This is a genomic window from Sphingopyxis indica (genome assembly GCF_900188185.1).
GTDB lineage: Bacteria > Pseudomonadota > Alphaproteobacteria > Sphingomonadales > Sphingomonadaceae > Sphingopyxis > Sphingopyxis indica.
Window position 1 is genome coordinate 52,503 of sequence record NZ_FZPA01000007.1, and the last position, 20,784, is coordinate 73,286.

13 protein-coding genes are annotated in these 20,784 nt (G+C 66.4%); 3 read left to right on the plus strand and 10 right to left on the minus strand.

Features of this window, described 5'->3' with window-relative positions:
• Window position 1 precedes the first annotated feature (1 nt).
• Window positions 2-1,357, minus strand: a complete 1,356-nt coding sequence (gene gdhA, locus CHB69_RS10600; RefSeq protein WP_089215990.1) for an NADP-specific glutamate dehydrogenase — start codon at window positions 1,355-1,357, stop codon at window positions 2-4.
• Window positions 1,358-1,514: 157 nt separating this feature from the next.
• Between gdhA and CHB69_RS10605 the strand changes: the two genes are divergently transcribed.
• The gene (locus tag CHB69_RS10605; RefSeq protein ID WP_170935516.1) at window positions 1,515-2,429 is read left to right on the plus strand and encodes a tetratricopeptide repeat protein; all 915 of its coding nucleotides are present in this window, start codon (window positions 1,515-1,517) and stop codon (window positions 2,427-2,429) included.
• 209 nt (window positions 2,430-2,638) lie between these two features.
• Here the strand turns inward: CHB69_RS10605 and putA are convergent, their stop codons facing one another.
• On the minus strand, window positions 2,639-5,731 hold the full coding sequence (putA, locus tag CHB69_RS10610) for a bifunctional proline dehydrogenase/L-glutamate gamma-semialdehyde dehydrogenase PutA (RefSeq protein ID WP_089216122.1): 3,093 nt from the start codon (window positions 5,729-5,731) through the stop codon (window positions 2,639-2,641).
• Window positions 5,732-5,829: 98 nt separating this feature from the next.
• Between putA and CHB69_RS10615 the strand changes: the two genes are divergently transcribed.
• Window positions 5,830-6,300, plus strand: coding sequence for an Lrp/AsnC family transcriptional regulator (locus tag CHB69_RS10615; protein ID WP_089215991.1), 471 nt, complete (start codon window positions 5,830-5,832; stop codon window positions 6,298-6,300).
• Between the two features lie 18 nt (window positions 6,301-6,318).
• Here CHB69_RS10615 and CHB69_RS10620 read toward each other — a convergent pair whose 3' ends face one another.
• The 5 genes from CHB69_RS10620 to mutS form a co-directional block, all read right to left on the minus strand.
• On the minus strand, window positions 6,319-7,278 hold the full coding sequence (locus CHB69_RS10620) for a sulfotransferase domain-containing protein (RefSeq protein ID WP_089215992.1): 960 nt from the start codon (window positions 7,276-7,278) through the stop codon (window positions 6,319-6,321).
• 496 nt (window positions 7,279-7,774) lie between these two features.
• The gene (locus CHB69_RS10625) at window positions 7,775-9,046 is read right to left on the minus strand and encodes a L,D-transpeptidase scaffold domain-containing protein (protein ID WP_245836709.1); all 1,272 of its coding nucleotides are present in this window, start codon (window positions 9,044-9,046) and stop codon (window positions 7,775-7,777) included.
• Window positions 9,047-9,108: 62 nt separating this feature from the next.
• Complete coding sequence (locus tag CHB69_RS10630) at window positions 9,109-9,360, minus strand: hypothetical protein (protein WP_089215994.1); 252 nt, start codon at window positions 9,358-9,360, stop codon at window positions 9,109-9,111.
• A 139-nt stretch (window positions 9,361-9,499) separates the two neighbouring features.
• Window positions 9,500-12,256, minus strand: a complete 2,757-nt coding sequence (locus CHB69_RS10635; RefSeq protein WP_089215995.1) for a [protein-PII] uridylyltransferase — start codon at window positions 12,254-12,256, stop codon at window positions 9,500-9,502.
• 199 nt (window positions 12,257-12,455) lie between these two features.
• Window positions 12,456-15,119, minus strand: coding sequence for a DNA mismatch repair protein MutS (gene mutS, locus CHB69_RS10640; protein WP_089215996.1), 2,664 nt, complete (start codon window positions 15,117-15,119; stop codon window positions 12,456-12,458).
• 1,165 nt (window positions 15,120-16,284) lie between these two features.
• Here mutS and CHB69_RS10645 point away from each other — a divergent pair.
• On the plus strand, window positions 16,285-18,549 hold the full coding sequence (locus CHB69_RS10645) for an NADP-dependent malic enzyme (RefSeq protein ID WP_089215997.1): 2,265 nt from the start codon (window positions 16,285-16,287) through the stop codon (window positions 18,547-18,549).
• Here the strand turns inward: CHB69_RS10645 and CHB69_RS10650 are convergent.
• The 3 genes from CHB69_RS10650 to CHB69_RS10660 all read right to left on the minus strand — a co-directional run bounded on the left by CHB69_RS10650 (window position 18,539) and on the right by CHB69_RS10660 (window position 20,718).
• Window positions 18,539-20,209 carry a recombinase family protein gene (locus tag CHB69_RS10650; protein ID WP_089215998.1) on the minus strand — a complete coding sequence of 557 codons (1,671 nt, stop codon included), beginning with the start codon at window positions 20,207-20,209 and terminating at the stop codon, window positions 18,539-18,541. The two genes, CHB69_RS10645 and CHB69_RS10650, sit on opposite strands and share 11 nt — an antisense overlap.
• Before the next feature lie 78 nt (window positions 20,210-20,287).
• A complete protein-coding gene (locus CHB69_RS10655; RefSeq protein WP_089215999.1) occupies window positions 20,288-20,494 on the minus strand; it encodes a hypothetical protein in 207 nt (68 codons plus the stop codon).
• A complete protein-coding gene (locus CHB69_RS10660) occupies window positions 20,491-20,718 on the minus strand; it encodes a helix-turn-helix transcriptional regulator (protein WP_089216000.1) in 228 nt (75 codons plus the stop codon). Before CHB69_RS10660 ends, CHB69_RS10655 begins: the two co-directional genes overlap by 4 nt.
• Window positions 20,719-20,784 lie beyond the last annotated feature (66 nt).

Here is a 20,784-nt window from a genome sequence, read left to right on the forward strand (position 1 = left end):
CCTAAACCACCCCGAAAGCCAGCATCGCATCGGCAACCTTCTTGAATCCCGCGATATTGGCACCCTTCACATAATCGACATAGCCGCCGCCCTGCTCGCCATAGGTCAGGCAGCGCTCGTGGATGCCCGCCATGATGTCTTTGAGCATCTGTTGCAATTCGGACTCGGACCAGCTGCGCCGCTCGCTGTTCTGGCTCATCTCGAGTCCCGACACCGCGACCCCGCCGGCGTTCGCCGCCTTGCCCGGCGCATAGAGGATCTTCGCATGTTTGAAGACGTGAACACCGTCGAGATCGGTCGGCATATTCGCACCTTCGCTCACCGCGATGCAGCCGTTCTTGACCAAGGTCTTCGCATCCTTGCCGAGCAGTTCGTTCTGCGTCGCGCAGGGCAGCGCGACGTCGCACGGCACGCCCCACGGCGTCTTGCCGGGGGTGAAGGTCGCGCCTTTGAACTCGCCCGCATAATCCTCGATGCGCCCGCGGCGGTGCGTCTTGTGCGCCTTCACCCAGTCGATCTTTTCCTGGGTGATACCATCGGGGTCGTGGATGAAGCCCCCCGAATCGGACAGGGTGAGCACCTTGCCGCCCAGTTGCACGATCTTTTCGGCCGCGTGCGTCGCGACATTGCCCGATCCCGAAATCACCGCACGCTTGCCGACGAGATCCTGGTCCTTCACCGCGAGCATGTTGGCGAGGAAATAGACCGCGCCATAGCCGGTCGCCTCGGGCCGGATCAGCGACCCGCCCCATTCGATGCCCTTGCCGGTGAGCACCCCGGTGAACTGGTTCGTGATCCGCTTATACTGACCGAACATGAAACCGATCTCGCGCCCGCCGACCCCGATGTCGCCCGCGGGGACGTCGACGTCGGCGCCGATGTGGCGGTAAAGCTCGGTCATGAAGCTCTGGCAAAAGCGCATGATCTCGCGCACGCTCTTGCCCTTGGGATTGAAGTTCGACCCGCCCTTGCCGCCGCCCATCGGCAGCCCCGTCAGCGCATTTTTGAACGTCTGCTCGAACGCCAGGAATTTGAGCACGCTTTCGGTGACGCTCGGGTGGAAGCGGATGCCGCCCTTATAGGGGCCGATCGCATTGTTGTTCTGAACCCGCCAGCCGCGCTGGACGCGGATATGGCCGTTATCGTCCTCCCAGCACACGCGGAACGACACGACGCGATCGGGTTCGGCCATGCGCCGCAGGATCTGCTGCGCGTGATACTCCTCCTTGTCGGCGATGAAGTCGAAAATATCCTCGGCGACTTCCTGCACCGCCTGGACGAACTCGTCCTGGCCGGGGTTGCGTTTTTTCACCCCTTCCATGAACGTCGGGAAATCGACGTGATCCGAAACTGCCATGGCACCCCTCCCCATGCAAACGATCGGGAAAAACCGGTGCGACTCCCTTTTGTTTTGACGATTTTTCGTTGACCGACCTCGATGGATCGAGGCTACACCATCGGCTCGCAAAGGCAAGGCGTCGGCGCGGCTTTATTGACGGGGGAGAGCGACAAAAATGAGCGAGAGCAAGGGCATGTCGGGCACCAATCGCGCGATGTTGGTCGCCGCCTTCCTGCTGCTCGCCGCCGCGGTCGGCTATGCGATGTGGCGCGATTCGGCGCCCGCCCCTGATGCGCCCGCGGCCGCCTCCGGCGACCCGCTCGCCGCGATCGAGGCGCGGACGCAGGCGTCGCCAAAGAGTGCCGAGGCGTGGAGCGCGCTCGGCGCCGCGCGCTTCGATCTCGGCGATTTCGCCGGGGCGGCCGCGGCTTACGAAAAGGCGTCGGCGCTCGCACCCGAGTCGGCCGAGCTATGGTCGGCGCTCGGCGAGGCGCGGGTGATGGCGAGCGCGCGCGACCCGATGCCCCCCGCCGCGCTCGCCGCGTTCGAAAAGGCGATCGCGCTCGATGCAAAGGACCCGCGCGCGCGCTATTTCCTGGCGGTCAAAAAGGATGTCGGCGGCGATCACAGGGGCGCGATCGACGATTGGTTCGCACTGCTCGCCGACACGCCGCAGGGCGCGCCGTGGGAGGCCGACCTGCGCCGCACGATCGAACAGGTCGGGGCGATCCACAAGATCGACGTCGCCGATCGCCTCGCAAAAACGCAGACACGCGCGCTGACGCCGAACGAAATGCCCGTCGCCGCGCGCGCCATTCCCGGCCCCACGCGCGCCGAGATGGAGGCCGCGTCGCAGCTCCCCAAGGGGCAACAGGACGCGATGATCGCCGGCATGGTCGACGGGCTCGAGGCGAAGCTGAAGGCGAACCCCAGCGACGTCGACCGCTGGATCATGCTGATGCGCAGCCGCATGACGCTGGGCGAGACGGCAAAGGCGGCGCAGGCGCTGAAGGACGCCGCCGCGGCGAACCCCGGCGCGGCGGACCGGTTGAAGGCGCAGGCACGGATGCTCGGGGTGCCGGGGGCTTAGCGCGAACAGTCAAACCTGCCGTGTGCTCCCGCGAAGGCGGGAGCCCATCTCCTGCGGGCGCTAGAATCTGTCCTGTTCAGACTGAACCATTTTAAGCCCCTCCCCTTCAGGGGAGGGGCTCGATTCCACCAAAACAGGGCAGGCTCTAGTTGGGGCGGACCGGAGATGGGTCCCCGCCTTCGCGGGGACACACTCGATACAAGGCGCATCTACCCCGCCATCAGCGCTGCATTGCCGCCCGCCGCGGTGATGTCGGTGCTGATCGACTTTTCCTCGGCGAAGCGGCGCAGATAATTGGGGCCGCCGGCCTTTGGCCCGGTGCCCGACAGGCCGCGCCCGCCGAAGGGCTGCGAGCCGACGATCGCGCCGATCTGGTTGCGGTTGACATAGACGTTGCCGACCTGGGCGCGCGCCGCGACATGCGCCGCGACGCTGTCGATGCGCGTGTGGACGCCGAGTGTCAGCCCATAGCCCGAAGCGTTGATCGCGTCGATCAGCGCATCGAGTTCGCCGCCCTTCCACGTCGCTACGTGCAGCACGGGGCCGAAAATCTCGCGTTTCAGGTCGGTGACATGGTCGAGCCGGATCATCGCCGGCGCCACGAAGGTGCCGCCCGCGGGCAGCTTGGTGCGCGCCGCCTCGGCGATCAGGCGGCCCGCGGCGCGCGCTTCTTCGACATAGGCTGCAATGTTGGATTGCGCCTCCTCGTCGATGATCGGGCCGACATCGGTCGCGAGGATCGCGGGATCGCCGACATTGAGCTCGGCCATCGCGCCCGCGACCATCGCGATCATCGCGTCCGCGACATCGTCCTGCACGCAGAGCAGCCGCAACGCCGAGCAGCGCTGGCCCGCCGACTGAAAGGCGCTCGCCACCGCGTCGCGCGCGACCTGTTCGGGGAGCGCGGTCGAATCGACGATCATCGCATTGGCGCCGCCGGTTTCTGCGATCAGGGTCGCGATCGGCCCCTCGCGCATCGCGAGGGAGCGGTTGATCGCACGCGCGACCTCGGTCGATCCGGTGAAGGCGACGCCGATCACATCGTCGTGCCCGGTCAGCGCCGCACCGACCGTCTCGCCGCGTCCGGGCAGATAGTGGAGAATATCGCCCGGCACCCCGGCTTCGAGCAGGGTTTCGACTGCGGCGTGGGCGATCAGCGGGGTCTGCTCGGCGGGTTTGGCGAGCACCGCATTCCCCGCCGCGAGCGCCGCCGAAACCTGCCCCAGAAAGATCGCGAGCGGGAAGTTCCACGGGCTGATGCAGGCGAAGATGCCCTTGCCCTCGAGGATCAGCTCGTTGCGCTCGCCGGTCGGGCCGGGGAGGGTGACCGGCCAGCTGAAATCGGCGCGCGCCTGCGCGGCATAATAGCGCAGGAAATCGACCGCCTCGCGCACCTCGGCGACCGCGTCGACCAGCGTCTTGCCCGCCTCGTCCATCGCGAGCCCCAGAAACAGCGCGTCGCGTTCCTCGATCAGGTCGGCGGCGCGTTCGAGCCGCTCGGCGCGAAAGGCGCCGCCGGCGAGGCTCCAGTCGCCCTGTGCCTTGCGGGCGGCAGCAACGGCCTCCTCGACCGCCGCGGCGTCGGCCTCGACCACCCGCCCGATCACCACGCCGGTTGCGGGGTTATGCACCGGTTCGCCCTTGCCCCGCCGTTCGCGGCCGCCGACGATCGGCGCCGCGACGGCGCCCGCGTCGCGCGCTTCGGCGATCGCCGCGATCAGCGCCTCGGGCACGCCCGGCTCGCCGAGATCATAGCCGCGCGAATTGCGCCGCACGGGATCGTAAAGCTGAAGGCCGGTCGGCAGCTTCGACGGCGCGCTCGCGACGCTGCGCGGATCGACCGCCAGCTCCTCGGCGCTGACGTCGGGGTCCGAAAATTGATGCACGAAGCTGGAGTTCGCGCCATTTTCGAGCAGGCGCCGCACCAGATAGGCGAGCAGGTCGCGGTGGGTGCCGACGGGCGCATAGACGCGCACCGGCCGCGGCGGCGGGCTCAGCGCGACGATCGCGTCGTGCGCGCCTTCGCCCATGCCGTGCAGCCGCTGCAGCTCGTAATCGGCGCCCGCGAACAGCTCGGTGACGAAGGCGAGCGTCATCGCATTGTGGCTCGCAAAGGCAGGAAAGATACAATCCTGGCACTCGCGCAATATCTGCGCGCAGGCGAGATAGTTGAGGTCGGTGTGCAGCTTTGCCGTGAACACCGGAAAATCGCCGAGGCCCAGCGTCTGCGCGCGCTTGATCTCGGTATCCCAATAGGCACCCTTGACCAGCCGCATCGACAGCATGACGCCACGACGCCGCGCGCGCGCCGCGACCCAGCGGATCACCTCGCTTGCGCGCTTCTGATAGGCCTGGACGACGATGCCGAGCCCGGTCCAGCCGTCGGCGATGCCGGCGTCGATCAACGCGCCATAGACGTCGAGATGCGGCTCGAGCCGGTCGCTTTCCTCGGCGTCGATCATCAGTGGGATATTCACGCGCCGCGCCGCCACCGCCAGCTCGATCACGCGCGGGATCAGCTCGTCGCGAACGCGCTGCCCCTGCAGATATTCATAGCGCGGGTGGAGCGCCGACAGCTTGATCGAGATGCCGTGATTCGCGAACGGATCGCCCGGCTTCGCGTCGCGCCCGATGCGCGCGATCGCCGCGGCATAGCTGTCGTAATATCGCCGCGCATCCGCGGCGGTGCGCGCCGCCTCGCCGAGCATGTCGAAACTCGCGAGCTCGCTCTTGTCCTTGTCGGCGCGCCTGACCGCGGCGTCGATGCTTTCGCCCATCACGAACTGCTGCCCGAGCAGCTTCATCGCCGCGAGCGCCGCCTGGCGGATCACCGGCTCGCCCGAGCGGCGGATCATCGTCCTGAGGATGGCGAGCGGTTTCGCCTGGCTGCCCATCGCGTCGAGCATCAGGGTCGCCGATCCCAGCGACAGGCCGCGCGCCGACAGCGCGACGACCAGCGGGCTGTCCTCGTCGTCGCCCTCGGCCCAGTGGCGTCCCGCGATCTTGTCGCGGATCAGCGCGTTGGCCGTCGCATTGTCGGGGACGCGCAGCAGCGCTTCGGCGAGGCACATCAGCACGACGCCTTCCTCGGTCGAGAGGCGATAGCGGTTCATCAGCTGCGCGACGAGTGTCTCACGCTCGCCCTCGGCCTTGGCCTTGCGGATCAAGGTCAGCCCGCGCGCGGTGACCGCCTCCGCGGTCGCGGGCGAACGGGCAAGAGCGGTGCGCAGGTCGGCGACGATGTCGGCTTCGCTGCGGCGGGCGAGGGCGCGGATGGCGGCGCGATCGGCGGGTTCGGTCATGGCCCGATCATAGCCGATCGACAGATTGCATTCTGCCTTCAAATCGGCGATATACTGTCCATATCGACCTATTTTCTGATTGGTTTTAGTCGAATCATATGAAAACAAAACCATCGCTAGTCGATCTTGACGAATTCGATCGCCGAATCCTCGCGATTCTCGGGCAAAATGGCCGCATCACCTTTACCGAGCTCGCGCAGCAGGTCGGCCTGTCGAAAACGCCGTGCCAGCAGCGCGTCAAGCGGATGCAGGAGAGCGGACTGATCGTCGGCTTCCGCGCCATCGTCGACCCGGCGAAGGTCGGGCTCGATCACGTCGCCTTCACCGAGGTCAAGCTGTCGGACACGCGCGAAGAGGCGCTGCGCGAATTCAACGCCGCGGTGCGCCGCCTGCCCGAAGTCGAGGAGTGCCACATGATCGCGAGCAGCTTCGACTATCTCTTGAAGGTCCGCACCGCCGACATCCGTCGTTATCGCATCGTGCTGGGCGAGAAGATCTCGACGCTGCCGCACGTCGCGAGCACCTCGACCTTCGTCGCGATGGAAACGATCTGCGAAGCCGCGCGCTGAAGGCGCAATGTCCCCTCGTCAAAGATGCGAGCTGTCGAGGCTCGTCAGCCCATAGCCCGGCGGCGGGCCGTCGGCGAGGGCGCGCGCTTCGTCGCGATCCTCCAGCCACGACGACAGGTCGCGGTTCAGCATTTTTCCGAGCGCGCCGACATCGTCGGCATAGAAATCGCGCAACCGCAGCCACAGCGGCTGCGACAGCGGCGGATAGGCGATCTCGCTCGCGAAAACCCCGCGCGTCGCCTCAAACCAGCGCGTGCCCCTCAGCGGCGCCACGACGGTCTTCAGCGGCGACAGGGCCCGGCGCACCGGCAAGGGCAGGAAACGTTCCGAACTGTCGTTGGCGCGCTTCGCCGGCTCGCCGGCGTCGAATACCGGCGCGACGCCGATATGCGCCGAAATGGCCTCGATCACCCGCTGCGGCCGCCGCCTGACGTCGTCGAACAGAAAGCTGTGGATCTGCTCTTCGGGAAAATGGTCGAGCCAGCGGCGCAGATGCGCGGCATAGAGCCCGTCGTTCAAAAAGCGCGGATGCGGATTGTCGTCGAGCGAGGTCAGATACTCCTCGGGGGCGCCGCGAATCGTGCCGCGCCGATAGAGCATCTTATAGTCCGAATAGGCGCGCTCGATCGGGTTGCGGAACTGAACCACCAGCCGTGCGCCGTGCAGCATCGCCGCAACGCGCGGGGGGGCTTTCGGATGTGCCAGATAATCGGCCGACTTCTCCCCGCGCAGACGGCCTGCCGCCCCTTCGCTCGCAAAGAAGCCACGATAATAATCTTCGCCGCGATGATATTCGCTGCTGAAATAATGCGGCTCGGGATCGGGCATGTAGATCGCCGGATTGGCCTGCAATTGTTCGAGCACCCAGGTCGTCGCGGACTTGACGGCGCCGATGACCAGGAAGGACGGCAGCCAGTCGGGCCGCGCCGGGTCGAAGCCGAGTTCGAGATCGGTTCCGTTATTCCTTTGCAAGGACATGGAATCCAGTGCCCCCTTTCGCCCGGAGCCTAACGGAGCGAAGAGCGGGTGGGCAATGGTATCGAGCCCGAATATCCAGAATAGTAGAATCCGGCTCGAAAGATGTCCGGCATACACCTCCTACGAGAAGAAGGCGGCGGCGGCGCTTCGCGCCCGGCGCTCACGCCTTTCCTCCTTGCCCTGAACAAAATCGCTTCAAACCTCGAACGTGGAATTAATGGGTCCGGACCCTAGGTCGTAAACTCATAAATGGCGCCATCGAGGTTTGAGGCAAAATGGCCCAGTGCGAGGAGAGAAGGCACAGGAATATGTCGATATTTCAAGACTTCTCGACGAAGCAATGGGCCATTTTGGTCAAATCCCTTCGGGACGCCCAAATGGCTTCCATCTCGGGGCGAAAGCCGCTTGGAAAGGCAACCAGCCTTCCCGGCGCGTCTTTCCCCCCGACCTGTTCGCCATTTGGGCGCCTCGATGGCGCCATTTATGAGTTTACGACCTAGCCGTCGCGCCCGTAGACGTCGCGGAACGCCACCCCCTTCTCGACCGCGATCGCGGTGAAATAGGTGAGATACACCGGCACTTCGACGGGCAGCGGCACCGCCTGTTCGGGCGTTCCGTCCTTCGCGCGCAGCGGCTTCTGGAACAGCCACTTCCCCAGTTCGGACGCCTTTTCCAGCCGGATGCAGCCGTTGCTGAAATGGCGGTCCTTCTTTCGGAGCAGCGCACGATCGGGGGTGTCGTGGAGATAGATGCCTTCATCGTTCGGGAAGAGGAATTTGACCTTGCCCATCGAATTACGGGGGCCCGGCAGTTCGCGCAGCCGCAACAGCTGCTGTCCCGCAGCGACCGCGTGCCAGTCGATTTCCGACGCATCGAGCTTGCGCGGGCTCGGGCCCCAGTCGGACAGCGCCTCCATATGCAGCGACGCAAGGCTGCGTCCCGCGAGCACCTTGGGTGCGATGCTGCGTCCGGCGAGATAGTCGGGGACGTTCCAATAGGGGTTGAGGATCGCCCACTGGATATTGCCCGCGAGCATCGGCGTCTGCGTTTCGGGCGCCCCGACGACGACGCGCATCATCCCCTCGCGCTTGCCGCCGCCATAATAATAGAGCAGCCCCGCCGCCGCATCGACGACGATATGGTGCGTCCACGGCCCCGGCAGCACGCGCGCACGATCCAGGTTGAGCGCGATCCGCTCGAGCGCCGCCTCGGACGCGCCGCGCTTCTGCGCATGTTCCATCAGCCGGCGCAGCCGCACATAATGTTCGCTCATCCAGCCCATCGCGCTCAGATAGGAGCCGAAATCTTCCGGGAAGGTCGCGGCGCGCAGCACCGATTCGACGCTCGGCCGCCGCGGCTTCAGATCCTTGTCGGCCCAGATCATGCCGACGTCGCGCGGCCGCCGCTGGTCGCGGACATAATGGGCGAAGCGCTTCGAAAGCGCGAGTTCGGCGCGCGCGAGCGCCGCGACGTCGCCGCCTTTCGCCGCAGCGAGGCGTTCGCGCAGTTCATCGACGTCGTAGGAGGAGGATTTGAGCCCGTCGAGCCGCGCCGACTCAAGCCAGCCGAGCAGTGTCGCCGCCTCGGCGCCGATCTTGCCCCTATGCACCCAGATCGGGCGATAGCCGCGCCCGGCGTAGAAATCCTTCAGATCGCCGCCCGCCTCTTCGCGCAGCATCAGCGCGACGCGGTCGTCGATGGGAATCGCCGCGCCCTGCGCCGCGGAACGGTCCGCGGCGACGGCCGCCGGCGCGCCGAAGGCCGTCACGGCGGCGAAGACCAGCAACGCGAGGGAAAGGCGGCGGCGCCCCATTCCCCTCGCGCGCGCGGTCAGCCCTTCTCTCCGACCTGCGTCGGGGCCGGCGGCGGCGGCGGCGGCGCGGGCTGCACGTTCGGGTGATAGATGCCGTCGGCGGTGTAATAGCCGTCGATGATCCCGTCGCCGTCGCGATCGGCGGCCACACTCCCCGGAATGGCGCCAGGCGGCGGGGGCGGCGGCGCGGCGGCGACCTCCTCATTGTTCGAACAAGCCGAAAGCAGCAGCGCGGCGGCGCCGACGAGCATGAAGGGCTGGAAACGCATGGGTTCACTCCCTTGTCAAATCCGCCCGGACGGGCGAACGCGATTCAAACCCTCGGCGCCGGCAGCATGTTTCTTTGCCGAGACAGGGGCGCGACAAAGAGTGGCCTTTCAGCGACGAATGGTGCAACAGTTCGGCGATTCACGCCGCAACCGCGTCCTCGCTGCTGCTGCCCGCTGCCTCGAGCAGTCGTTTTTCAAGGCTTTTCACCCGCGCGCCGCCGTCGATCTTGTCGCCGATCAGGTCGGTGACATAGAAAGTATCGACCGCGCGCTCGCCATAGGTCGCGACATGCGCCGAATGCACCGTCACTTTCGACTGGAAGAGCGCATAGGCGAGCTGGTTCAACAGCGCCGGGCGATCCTGGGCATTGACCTCGATCACCGTGAACCGGTTCGAAGCCTTGTTGTCGACGAACACGTTCGGCGCCACCCGAAACGCCTCGGCGCGGGTGCGCGGCAGCGCGCGCGCTTCGAGCTTCGGCAGCAATTTCTGCCGGTTGGCGAGGGCATCCTCGATCGCGCGGGTCAGCCGCACGATCTGCCCGGCCTCGGCGAAGGGGCGGCCCAGCGGGTCCTGAACCAGGAAATTGTCGAGCGCGAGGCCGTCGCGCGTGGTGTGGATACGCGCGTCGATGATGTTGCCGCCGGCAAGGTGGATGCCGCCCGCGATTCGATAGAAAAGCCCGGGGTGATCGGCGGCGAGCACCATCACCAAGGTCGCGCCGCGATCGTCGTCGGGCACCGCGGCGATGTGCAGCGGCGCGTTTCCGGCCTGCTGGATGTGCAGCATGTTCGCCGCGATCACCTCGACCGGCTCGGCGATCCAGTAGCTTTCGGGGAGGCGCTTCGCGAGCTTTTCGAAATCCTTGCCCTCCATCCGGAGCAGCGCCTGCGCTTCCTCTTTCTTGCTCGCGATCCGCACCTCGCGCCCGCGCTGCTTGTGACCGAGGCGGAGGACTTCTTCGGCAGCATCGTAGAGTTCGGTGAGCAGTTGGCGCTTCCAGCTGTTCCATACGCCGGGACCGACCGCGCGGATGTCGACGACGGTGAGCACGAGCAGCAGCCGCAGGCGCTCGGGGCTCTGCACGACCTGCGCGAAGTCGAGGATCGTCTTGAAATCGGCGAGATCGCGCTTGAACGCGGTCGCCGACATGAGGAGGTGATAGCGCACGAGCCACGACACCGTCTCGGTCTCGGCCTCGCTCAGCCCCAGCCGCGGGCAGACGCGCAGCGCGAGTTCGGCGCCGAGCACGCTATGATCGCCGCCGCGCCCCTTGGCGATGTCGTGGAGCAGCACCGCGACATAGATGACGCGCCGCGACTGGATCTGGTCCATGATCGCGGTCGACAGCGGGTGATCCTCCTTGAGCCGGTTCTGCTCGATGTCGGAGAGGAGGCCGATGGCGCGGATCGTGTGTTCGTCGACTGTATAATGGTGATACATGTCGAACTGCATCTGCGCGACGACACGGCCGAAATCGGGCACGAAGCGGCCGAAAACCCCGGCTTCGTTCATCCAGCGCAGCACCGTTTCGGGATCGCGCGGGCTGGTGAGCACGTCGAGGAACAATTCGTTCGCGCGCGCGATTCGCCGTATTTTTCCGTCGATCAGCTTCGCATCGTGGCGCGCCTGGCGCATCGCCTGCGGATGGATTTCGAGCCCATATTTGTCGGCGAGCGCAAAGATTTCGAGCAACCGCACCGGGTCAGCCTCGAAGAAATCGTCCGACGGCAGGGCGAGGCGGCCGCGGTCGAGAACGAAGCCATTGAGCTTCCCCGGCCGGCGCCGGATCGTGGGCAGGAAGCGCCGCCCGCGCGCCGCCATCTGTTCGTCGAGATGCGCGAGGAAGGTGCCGGTCAGGTCGCCGACGCTCTTGGCGTGGAGAAAATAGAGCTGCATGAAACGCTCGACCGGGCTCTTCCCCGGCCGGTCGGCGAACTGCATCCGCGCCGCGATCTCGCGCTGGAAATCGAAGGTCAGCCGGTCCTCGGCACGTCCCGCGAGGATATGGAGGTGGCAGCGCACCGCGAGCAGGAAATTTTCGGCGCGCGAAAATTGCCTGAGCTCCTTCGCGGTGAGCAGCCCCGCATCGACGAGCTCGGGAACGGTGCGCACGCGGTGGATGAACTTGCCGATCCAGAACAGCGTGTGGAGGTCGCGCAGACCGCCCTTCCCTTCCTTCACATTGGGTTCGACGACATAGCGCGAATCGCCCATCCTTTTGTGCCGCTCGTCGCGCTCGGCGAGCTTTTCGGCGACGAAATGGCGCGCATTGCCCGCAACGACCTCGGCATCGAAGCGCGCCGCCGCCTGGTCATAGAGGTCGCGGTCGCCCCAGACGAAGCGGCCTTCGAGCAGCGCGGTGGTGATAGTAAGATCGTCCTTGGCCGCGCGCACCATCTCGTCCAGGGAGCGCGACGAATGGCCGACCTTCAGCCCGAGGTCCCACAAAGTATAGAGCTGCGCCTCGATCACCTGTTCGGTCCAGCTCGTCTGCTTGAACGGAGTGAGGAAGCCGATATCGACGTCGCTGAACGGCGCCATTTCGGCGCGGCCATAGCCGCCGACCGCAATCACCGTGATGCGCTCGCCCGCCGAGCGATTGTTCGCGGGATAGAGATGATCGACGGTGAAATCATAGGAAAGGCGGACGATCTGGTCGATCAGGAAGGCGGTCGCCTGCGCCGCGAGCCGCCCCGACGAGGGCTGCACGATCAGCCGGCGCGCAACCTCGGCGCGCCCCGCTTCGAGCGCGGCCCTGAGTTCGTCGACGAGCGCGCGGCGGCGCTTGCCGGCGTCGCGCGTCTCGGCGGCAATCGCCTCGAGCCGCTCGGCAATCGCACGCCGGTCGATGATCGCACGGCGGCCTTCGAGATGGGCGAACAGCTCGCTCATCCGCGATATGCCCCCTGACTGCCCGCACGCCCGGGCTCAGATGACGGGGTCGTTGCCCCTCTCATGAGAAAGCCGTGTGTCCCCGCGAAGGCGGGGACCCATCTCCGGTGGGCGCCATTTTGCACGGGCAGGAGATGGGCTCCCGCCTTCGCGGGAGCACACGGCTTGTTCCATGATCCGGGCCGAATCTCCACGATCTCTATCCCCCCTCCGCCAGTATCTGCTTCAGCCGATACAGCGCATCGAGCGCCTCGCGCGGCGCGAGCGCGTCGGGGTCGATATCCGCCAGCGCCGCGCGCAGCGCATCGGTCTTTTCCGCCGGCGCTTCGGCGAGCGTCGCGGCGAAGAGCGGCAGGTCGTCGAGCCCCGCCGCGAGCCCGCCGGTCGCCTGACGCCCCGCTTCGAGCTTCGCGAGCACCGCCTCGGCGCGCTTGACGACGCCGGCGGGCACCCCCGCGAGCCGCGCGACCGCAAGGCCATAGCTGCGGTCGGCCGGGCCTTCGGCAACCTCGTGGAGCAGCACCAGATCGCCCTGCCACTCGCGCGCGCGGACATGGTGGAGCGACAGCGCCTCCAATGTCTCGGCGAGGCGGGTGAGTTCGTGATAATGGGTCGCGAACAGGCAGCGGCAGCGGTTGACCTCATGCACCGCCTCGACCACCGACCAGGCGAGCGCGAGCCCGTCGTAGGTCGAGGTGCCGCGCCCGACCTCGTCGAGTATCACGAAGCTCGCCGGCGTCGCCTGCGCGAGAATCGCGGCGGTCTCGACCATTTCGACCATGAAGGTCGAGCGCCCGCGCGCAAGATTGTCGCTCGCCCCGACGCGGCTGAACAGCCGGTCGACGAGCCCGAGCCTCGCCGCGCTCGCGGGCACGAAGGCGCCCGCCTGCGCGAGCACGACGATCAGTGCATTCTGCCGCAGAAAGGTCGATTTGCCGCCCATATTGGGGCCGGTGACGAGCCACAGCCGGTCGGCCTCCGACAGCGACACGTCGTTGGGGACGAAGCGCTCGCCCGATTTCGCCAGCGCCGCCTCGACCACCGGGTGCCGGCCGCCCGTCACGTCGAGGCACGGTTCGTCGGCGAGATCGGGACGGCACCAATTGTGGCTCATCGCATGGTCGGCGAGCGCCGCGGCGACGTCGATCCGCGCCAGCACATCGCAGCTCGCGGCGATCGCCTCGCGGCGCCGGGTAGCCTGTTCGGTCAGCGCTTCGAGATGCGCCGCCTCGGCGGCGAGCGCGTGGACGCCCGCCTGCGTCACCCGGCTCGCCGCCTCGTGGAGATCGGCCGAGTTGAAGCGCACGACGCCCGCGAGCGTCTGGCGATGGGTGAAACCCGATTCGGGTGCCATCAGCGCGTCGGCATGGCGAGCGGGCACCTCGACATGATAGCCGAGCACGCCATTGTGGCGGATCTTCAAGGAGGCGATTCCGGTGCGCTCGCGATATTGCGCCTCGAGCGCGGCGATCGCCTTGCGCCCGTCGCGCGCGGTTTCGCGCAGCGCATCGAGCGCGGCATCATAACCCTCGGCGATATAGCCGCCCTGCGCGGCATCGACCGGCGGCGTTTCGATCAGCGCGCGCGTCAGCTCGTCGACGAGCGCGCCATGCCCGTCGAGCCCGGGCAGCAGCCGCGCGAGCAAGGGCGGCAGGTCGCCGCGCCGCGCGAGCCGCTCGCGCAAAAGCCGCGCCCCGCCGAGCGCGTCGCGCAGCTGCGCGAGGTCGCGCGGGCCGCCGCGCCCCGCGACGAGCCGGCCGAGCGCGCGCCCGGCGTCGGGCAGCGCGCGAAGGTCGGCGCGCAATTCGTCGCGCCACAGCGCATCGCGCGCGAGCGCATCGACGAGATCGAGCCGGTCGAGGATCGCGGCGCGGTCGGTGAGCGGGCTCGCCAGATCGTCGGCGAGCAGCCGCGCGCCCGCCGCGGTGACGGTGCGGTCGATGGTGCCGAGCAGGCTGCCCTCGCGCGTCCCGGCCATCGTGCGGACGAGTTCGAGGCTTTCGCGCGTCGCCGCGTCGATCGCCATGCGGTCCGACGCCGACAGGCGCACCGGCGGCTGGAGGAAGATCGGCTGCCCGGTCGCGACATGGTCGAGATAGGCGGCAAGCGCCCCCATCGCCGCGCATTCGCCGCGACCGAACTGGCCGAAACCGTCGAGCGTCTGCACCCCGAACAGCGCCTCGAGCCGCTTTCGCCCGGCTTCGCTGGCAAAATCCGCCGCCGGGCGCCGCACGAGCTGGCGCGCACCCCATGCGGGGAGATCGGCCGCCGCGTCGCTCACCAGCAGCTCGGACGGCGCGAGCCGCGCGAGCTCGGCCTCGACCTGCGCCGGGGCGACCGCGACGACCTCGAACCGGCCGGTCGAAATGTCGGCGGCGGCGATCGCGACGCTGCCCTCGCTTCCGACTTCGGCGATCGCGGCGAGGCGGTTCGCGCTGCGCCCTTCGAGCAGCGCCTCTTCGGTGAGCGTGCCCGCGGTGACGAAGCGCACGATGTCGCGCGCGACGAGCGCCTTCGACCCGCCGCGCGCCTTGGCCTCCGCCGGGGTTTCGACCTGCTCGGCGATCGCAACGCGGTGCCCCGCCTTGATCAGCCGCGCGAGATAGGATTCGGCCGAATGGACGGGCACGCCGCACATCGGCACCGGCGCCCCGCCATGCTCGCCGCGCGAGGTCAGCGCGATGTCGAGCGTCGAAGCCGCCGCCTTGGCATCGTCGAAGAACAGCTCGAAAAAATCGCCCATGCGATAGAAGAGCAGGCAATCGCCCGCCTTTTCCTTGAGCGCCCAATATTGCGCCATCATCGGCGTCGCGGCGGCGGGCGCGGCGTTGCTGTTCGCGGGTTTTCGAGCGGTGGCGGGCATCGCCCCCTGCTTAGTGATTGGGGGCGGCATGGCAAGGTGGCGGCGGAAGTTATTGGAGGCGTCGGGGTGGGGAGCGACGTCAGCCTTCTGAACGCACCCAAAACCATCGACAAGGTGCAGACGTGATCGGCCGATACAGGACACGGAAGCTTTCGTCCCCATCGGATGTCGCTTCACAGGGCTGAGGCGTGGCCTCATATCTCACGGACGTCATCGAGCCGGACGCCGCAATGCCCTCCCTGAACAGGATAAACTCCGCCCAACTCACCGGGACACGAGAGTCACCGCTCGGCAAATAATTCACACCTAAAAGGCGCGCCTCCCGTAACTCATTGCGAATCTCCGCAATCTGACCATCGTTCCCCAACAAGCAGCGAGGCTTCACGTCATCATTCGAGCCATCAACCCAAATGGTCTGATATCCATTTGAACGGGTTGGCTGGCACAGTCGCAAGAGCACGATTACGCGCTGGAGATGCGGATATGCGCCGGGAAGCCAATTACGGCTCTCCGCCTCACTCGCCTTCCATCCTTCCGCACATGCGGTAACGGCGCAGAAGCAAGCCGATAACAATGCCACCCCGGCGATCCGTCGAAGAATTTCCCCCATGAAATTTACATCGCACAGCAGCCCTGCGTCGGCAACCATCGTCGGTGGTCGTCAGATGGCGTTCGAAGACGGCTTCCGGGAGGCAGTTCGGCGCCATTTCCTCTTCTTCGTCATTCCGGACTTGATCCGGAATCCATTCTAACAGCGCCGCGCCAATGGACCCCGGATCAAGTCCGGGGTGACGACGTCAGCAATCACGGTTTAGCTGCCATGTAAGAGAATGCGCGCAGAGGCGCAGAGATCGCAGAGAAGGAAATGGGGTGCACGCGGAGACGCGGAGAGATAGCATTTGCCGCGAAGCGGCTTTTCCTCCCGCCTCGCGTGAGGCTTGACCGTGGCAGGAAAAGGGCCGTTCGGCCCGGAACGACTTCCTCCGCGCCTCCGCGTCTCCGCGTGAACAAATTCTTTGCGCACTCTGCGGCCTCTGCGCGAAACATTCGGCACGGCGGTCTCGCCGGGTAGATCGGGACCAACATTCGCGGTTTCATTTTGACGAGGCGGCGCTAGGGGAAAGGCTCGGGCGCGCATCTTGTGAATCAATCGAGAGGATAAGGAATGGACAGCGGCAGCAAGGTGCAGTTTTCGGATCGCGAAGCGCTTCTCTATCACAGCTATGGCCGTCCCGGGAAAATCGAGATCGTCGCCTCGAAGCCGATGGCGACGCAGCGCGACCTCAGCCTCGCCTATTCACCCGGCGTCGCGGTGCCGGTGAAGGCGATCGCCGACGACCCCGCCGCCGCCTATGACTATACCGCCAAGGGCAATCTCGTCGCCGTGATCTCGAATGGCACCGCGATCCTGGGGCTCGGCAATCTCGGCGCACTCGCCTCGAAGCCGGTGATGGAGGGCAAGGCGGTGCTGTTCAAGCGCTTCGCCGATGTCGATTCGATCGACCTCGAGGTGAAGACCGAGGACCCGCAAGCCTTCATCGACGCGGTCGAGCTGCTCGAACCGAGCTTCGGCGGCATCAACCTGGAGGATATTGCCGCGCCCAACTGCTTCATCATCGAGGCGGCGCTGAAGGAAAAGATGAACATCCCGGTGTTCCATGACGACCAGCATGGCACCGCGATCATCACCGCCGCCGGGCTGATCAACGCCTGCCACCTGACCGGGCGCAAGCTCGAAGACATCAAGGTCGTGGTCAATGGCGCGGGCGCCGCGGCGATCGCCTGCACCGAGCTGATCAAGGCGATGGGCGTGCCGCACGACCATGTCATCATGTGCGATCGCAAGGGCACCATCTATCAGGGCCGCACCGAGGGCATGGACCAGTGGAAGTCGGCACATGCGGTGCCGACCGAGGCGCGCGACCTGACCGAAGCGCTGGTCGGCGCCGACGTCTTCCTGGGCCTGTCGGCCGCGGGGGCACTCAAGCCCGAGATGGTCAAGCATATGGCGCCCGCGCCGATCATCTTTGCGATGGCGAACCCCGATCCCGAAATCTCGCCGCCCGACGCGCGCGCCGCGCGGCCCGATGCGATCATCGCCACCGGCCGCTCGGACTATCCGAACCAGGTGAACAATGTCCTCTGCTTCCCCTTCATCTTCAGGGGTGCGCTCGACGTGCGCGCGACCGCGATCAACGAGGCGATGAAGATCGCCGCCGCCAATGCGATCGCCGAACTCGCGCGCCAGCAGGTGCCCGAAGAAGTCGCCGCCGCTTACGGGGGCCGCGCGTCGAGCTTTGGCCCCGACTATATCATCCCCTCGCCCTTCGACCCGCGGCTGATGGAAATCGTCCCCGCCGCGGTCGCCCAGGCGGCAAGCGAATCGGGGGTCGCGCAAAAACCGATCGCCGACCTCGACGCCTATCGCACGAGCCTGCGCGCGCGGCTCAACCCGACGACCTCGGTGCTGACGCTCGCCTATGAAGCGGCGCGCAAGAATCCGAAGCGCGTCGTCTTTGCCGAGGGCGAGGAGGAAGTGGTGATGCGCGCGGCGATCCAGTTCCGCGAGGGCGGTTACGGCATTCCCGTGCTCGTCGGGCGCGAGGGGCTGCACGACAAGCTGCGCGACCTGGGGGTCGCCGACCCCGAAAGCTATGAGGTGCATAACAGCGTCAATTCGCCGCATGTGCCCGAGATGGTCGACATGCTCTACAAAAGGCTCCAGCGCCGCGGCTATCTGCGCCGCGACTGCGAGCGCATGGTCAATCGCGACCGCAACATCTTCGGCTCGCTGCTGCTCAAGCTCGGGCTCGGCGACGCGATGATCACCGGGGTCACGCGCACCTATGCGCAGACGATGCGCGAGGTGCGCCGCGTGATCGACCATGCCGAGGGCAAGACGCCGTTCGGCATGCATATCTGGGTCGGGCAGCGGCACACGATCTTCATCGCCGACACGACGGTGAACGAGCGGCCGACCGCCGAAATGCTCGCCGACATCGCCGAGCGCACCGCGCTGGTCGCGCGCCGCATGGGGCACGAACCGCGCGTCGCCTTCCTCTCCTATTCGACCTTCGGCAATCCACCGGGGTCGTGGCTCGACAATATCCGCGAGGCGGTCCACATCCTCGACGATCGCCAGCCCGAATTCGAATATGAAGGCGAAATGGCGCCCGACGTCGCACTCAACGAACGGCTGATGAGAAATTATCCCTTCTGCCGCCTGTCGGGGCCGGCGAACGTCCTTGTCATGCCCGGGCTGCAATCGGCGAATCTGTCGGCCAAGCTGCTGCGCGAACTCGGCAGCGGCGCGGTGATCGGGCCGGTGCTCGTCGGCATGGAAAAGCCGGTGCAGGTCGCGACCATGTCGTCGCCGGCGTCGGACCTCGTCACGCTTGCGGTGCTCGCGGCGGGCGGGATTACGGGATAAGGTTTGTCCTGCGTAGATTGAACCGCCGCCCCCGCGAACCCGGGGGCACCGATGTTATAACTCGGCTTTGGCCCGGTTGCGGATTGTCGTTTGCGAAGTCAAGGATGCCCATGAGCGAGCCGTGGAGCGTGGCGCCGATCTCGCCGCGCTTATCGCCGGGATGGAGGACGATCTTGCCGACGAGCGACCGGATGTCGGATGAGGCGTCGAGCCGCGCGTCGGGGTCGCTGAGCACATCGGTGAGCGCTGCGACCTTGCGCTTGTAGATTTCGGCGATGCCGGGATGAACGTCGGGAACGGCGGGCGGCACTTCGGCGAGCCGCGCGGTGATTTCCTTGCGTTCGCGCTCAAGCTCGGCCATGCGCGCCTTCATCGACGGCTGATAAAGCCCGTCCTCGATCGCCGCCATGATGCCAGCAACCGCACGGTCGATCTTGGCGAGCGCACGCTCATCGGCATCCGCCTGGATACGTCGCTCGCGGTTTTCGCGGTTAATATGGGCGGCATAGGCGGCAACCGCCGCCTCGATCTTGTCGGGCGACACCAGCCGGTCAACCATGCCCGCGAGCGCACGGCGTTCGAGCAGTTTGCGCTTGATTGTCCGCCCATTGGTGCAGGTGCGCTTGCGGTGATGTCCGGTGCAGCCGTAGCGGTCCTGGACGACGACAGCATAAGGACCACCACAGACGCCGCATTCGAGCAGTCCCGAGAGCAGATAGGCCGGGCGCCGCTTGGCATGCAGCGTGCGCGCCTGTGCCGCTTGTTTGACCGCCGCGTAGCATCTGGCGATGTCCTCCTGTTGGCGCTTGACCGCCGCCCACAGCTCGTCGCTGACGATGCGCAGCTCGGGAACCTCTTTCCTGATCCATTCGGATTCGGGATTCAGGCGCGTGACGCTCTTTCCCGTCGCGGGGTCTTTGACATAATGTTTGTGGTTCCAGACGCGGACGCCGACGTACAGCTCGTTGTTGATGATGCCGGTGCCGCGCCGCGCATCGCCCCGGATGCTGGTATCGCGCCATGCGATGCCTTTCGGGCCGGGGATACCATCGGCGTTGAGATCGCGCGCGATGGCGCGCGGGCTTTTGCCACTCGCGAACTCGCGGAAGATGCGCTCGACGACAAGCGCTTCGGCCGGATCGACCTCGCGTTCGCCGCGCACGAGCTCGCCCTCGCCGTTGAGGCGCCGGACGATGCGATAGCCATAGGCATTCGGCCCGGCGGAAAAACCCTTCTCGACCCGCCCGCGCAGCCCGCGATGGGTCTTTTTGGCGAGGTCTTTCAGGAACAGCGCGTTCATCGTGCCCTTGAGCCCGACATGCAGCTCGGAGATTTCGCCTTCGGCCAGGGTAACGAGTGGCACGCGCGCGAACTGGAGATGTTTGTATAATGTCGCGACATCGGCCTGATCGCGCGATACGCGGTCGAGAGCTTCCGCGATCACCATGTCGAACTTTCCCGCCTGGGCATCCGCAAGCAACGATTGGATGCCCGGTCGCAGGATCACGCTCGCCCCCGATATGGCGGCGTCTTCGTAGCTCCCCGCGATCACCCAGCCTTCACGCTCCGCGCGCTCGCGGCAGAGACGGAGCTGATCGGCGATCGATGCAGCATTCTGTTGGTCGGACGAATAGCGGGCATAGAGCGCGGCGCGGATCATGGCATTGTCCTTCTGCAAAGGGCGGACTGGAAGTCCGCCCGGCCGGACTAGACAGTCTCGCGCGGAATTACCCTAACCTCAACGCTTGGGGGCCGACGGATTCTTCGAGATCGGTTCATTGTCATTCGCCGCTTTGCAGATACCGATATGCTCCCGTGCGATATGGCGTCCGATGGCTTCGGCGATGCGCGTTAGCGCCGCATCGACGGCGGTGGATTCGAGGACGGACGGATTGTCGTTCGCGGCTTCGAGCGACCGCGAGCCAGGCGCCGCATCGCCTTTCATACCGGTTCATTTTCCGGGTCCCGGTTGTCATTGTCGGCGCGGTAGGCAGGCGGATTTGCGATCCAACGATTGACCGCGGATTCGTGCCATCCCGCGCCGTGAACGCTGATCTTCACCTGCTCCGGAAAGGTGCCGTCGGCAATCTTGCGATAGAGCGTCGAGCGTGAGAGCCCGGTACGGGCGAGAACGGTCTGGAGGCGGATGATCCGTTCGGTCACAGGCATGGGTTTACTCCTTCGGCTGGGGTTGGCTGGGCTCCCTTGGGCCTAGAATTGGTGATCCCGCCGCGG

Excerpts from the sequence above, each read along its gene's own strand:
- CHB69_RS10645 (WP_089215997.1), top strand. The coding sequence starts at position 16,285 with ATGGACAGCGGCAGCAAGGTGCAGTTTTCGGATCGCGAAGCGCTTCTC.
- CHB69_RS10660 (WP_089216000.1), bottom strand. The coding sequence starts at position 20,718 with ATGCCTGTGACCGAACGGATCATCCGCCTCCAGACCGTTCTCGCCCGT.
- gdhA (WP_089215990.1), bottom strand. The coding sequence starts at position 1,357 with ATGGCAGTTTCGGATCACGTCGATTTCCCGACGTTCATGGAAGGGGTG.
- CHB69_RS10620 (WP_089215992.1), bottom strand. The coding sequence starts at position 7,278 with ATGTCCTTGCAAAGGAATAACGGAACCGATCTCGAACTCGGCTTCGAC.
- CHB69_RS10650 (WP_089215998.1), bottom strand. The coding sequence starts at position 20,209 with ATGATCCGCGCCGCGCTCTATGCCCGCTATTCGTCCGACCAACAGAAT.
- CHB69_RS10655 (WP_089215999.1), bottom strand. The coding sequence starts at position 20,494 with ATGAAAGGCGATGCGGCGCCTGGCTCGCGGTCGCTCGAAGCCGCGAAC.
- putA (WP_089216122.1), bottom strand. The coding sequence starts at position 5,731 with ATGACCGAACCCGCCGATCGCGCCGCCATCCGCGCCCTCGCCCGCCGC.
- CHB69_RS10615 (WP_089215991.1), top strand. The coding sequence starts at position 5,830 with ATGAAAACAAAACCATCGCTAGTCGATCTTGACGAATTCGATCGCCGA.
- CHB69_RS10635 (WP_089215995.1), bottom strand. The coding sequence starts at position 12,256 with ATGAGCGAGCTGTTCGCCCATCTCGAAGGCCGCCGTGCGATCATCGAC.
- CHB69_RS10605 (WP_170935516.1), top strand. The coding sequence starts at position 1,515 with ATGAGCGAGAGCAAGGGCATGTCGGGCACCAATCGCGCGATGTTGGTC.
- CHB69_RS10630 (WP_089215994.1), bottom strand. The coding sequence starts at position 9,360 with ATGCGTTTCCAGCCCTTCATGCTCGTCGGCGCCGCCGCGCTGCTGCTT.
- mutS (WP_089215996.1), bottom strand. The coding sequence starts at position 15,119 with ATGCCCGCCACCGCTCGAAAACCCGCGAACAGCAACGCCGCGCCCGCC.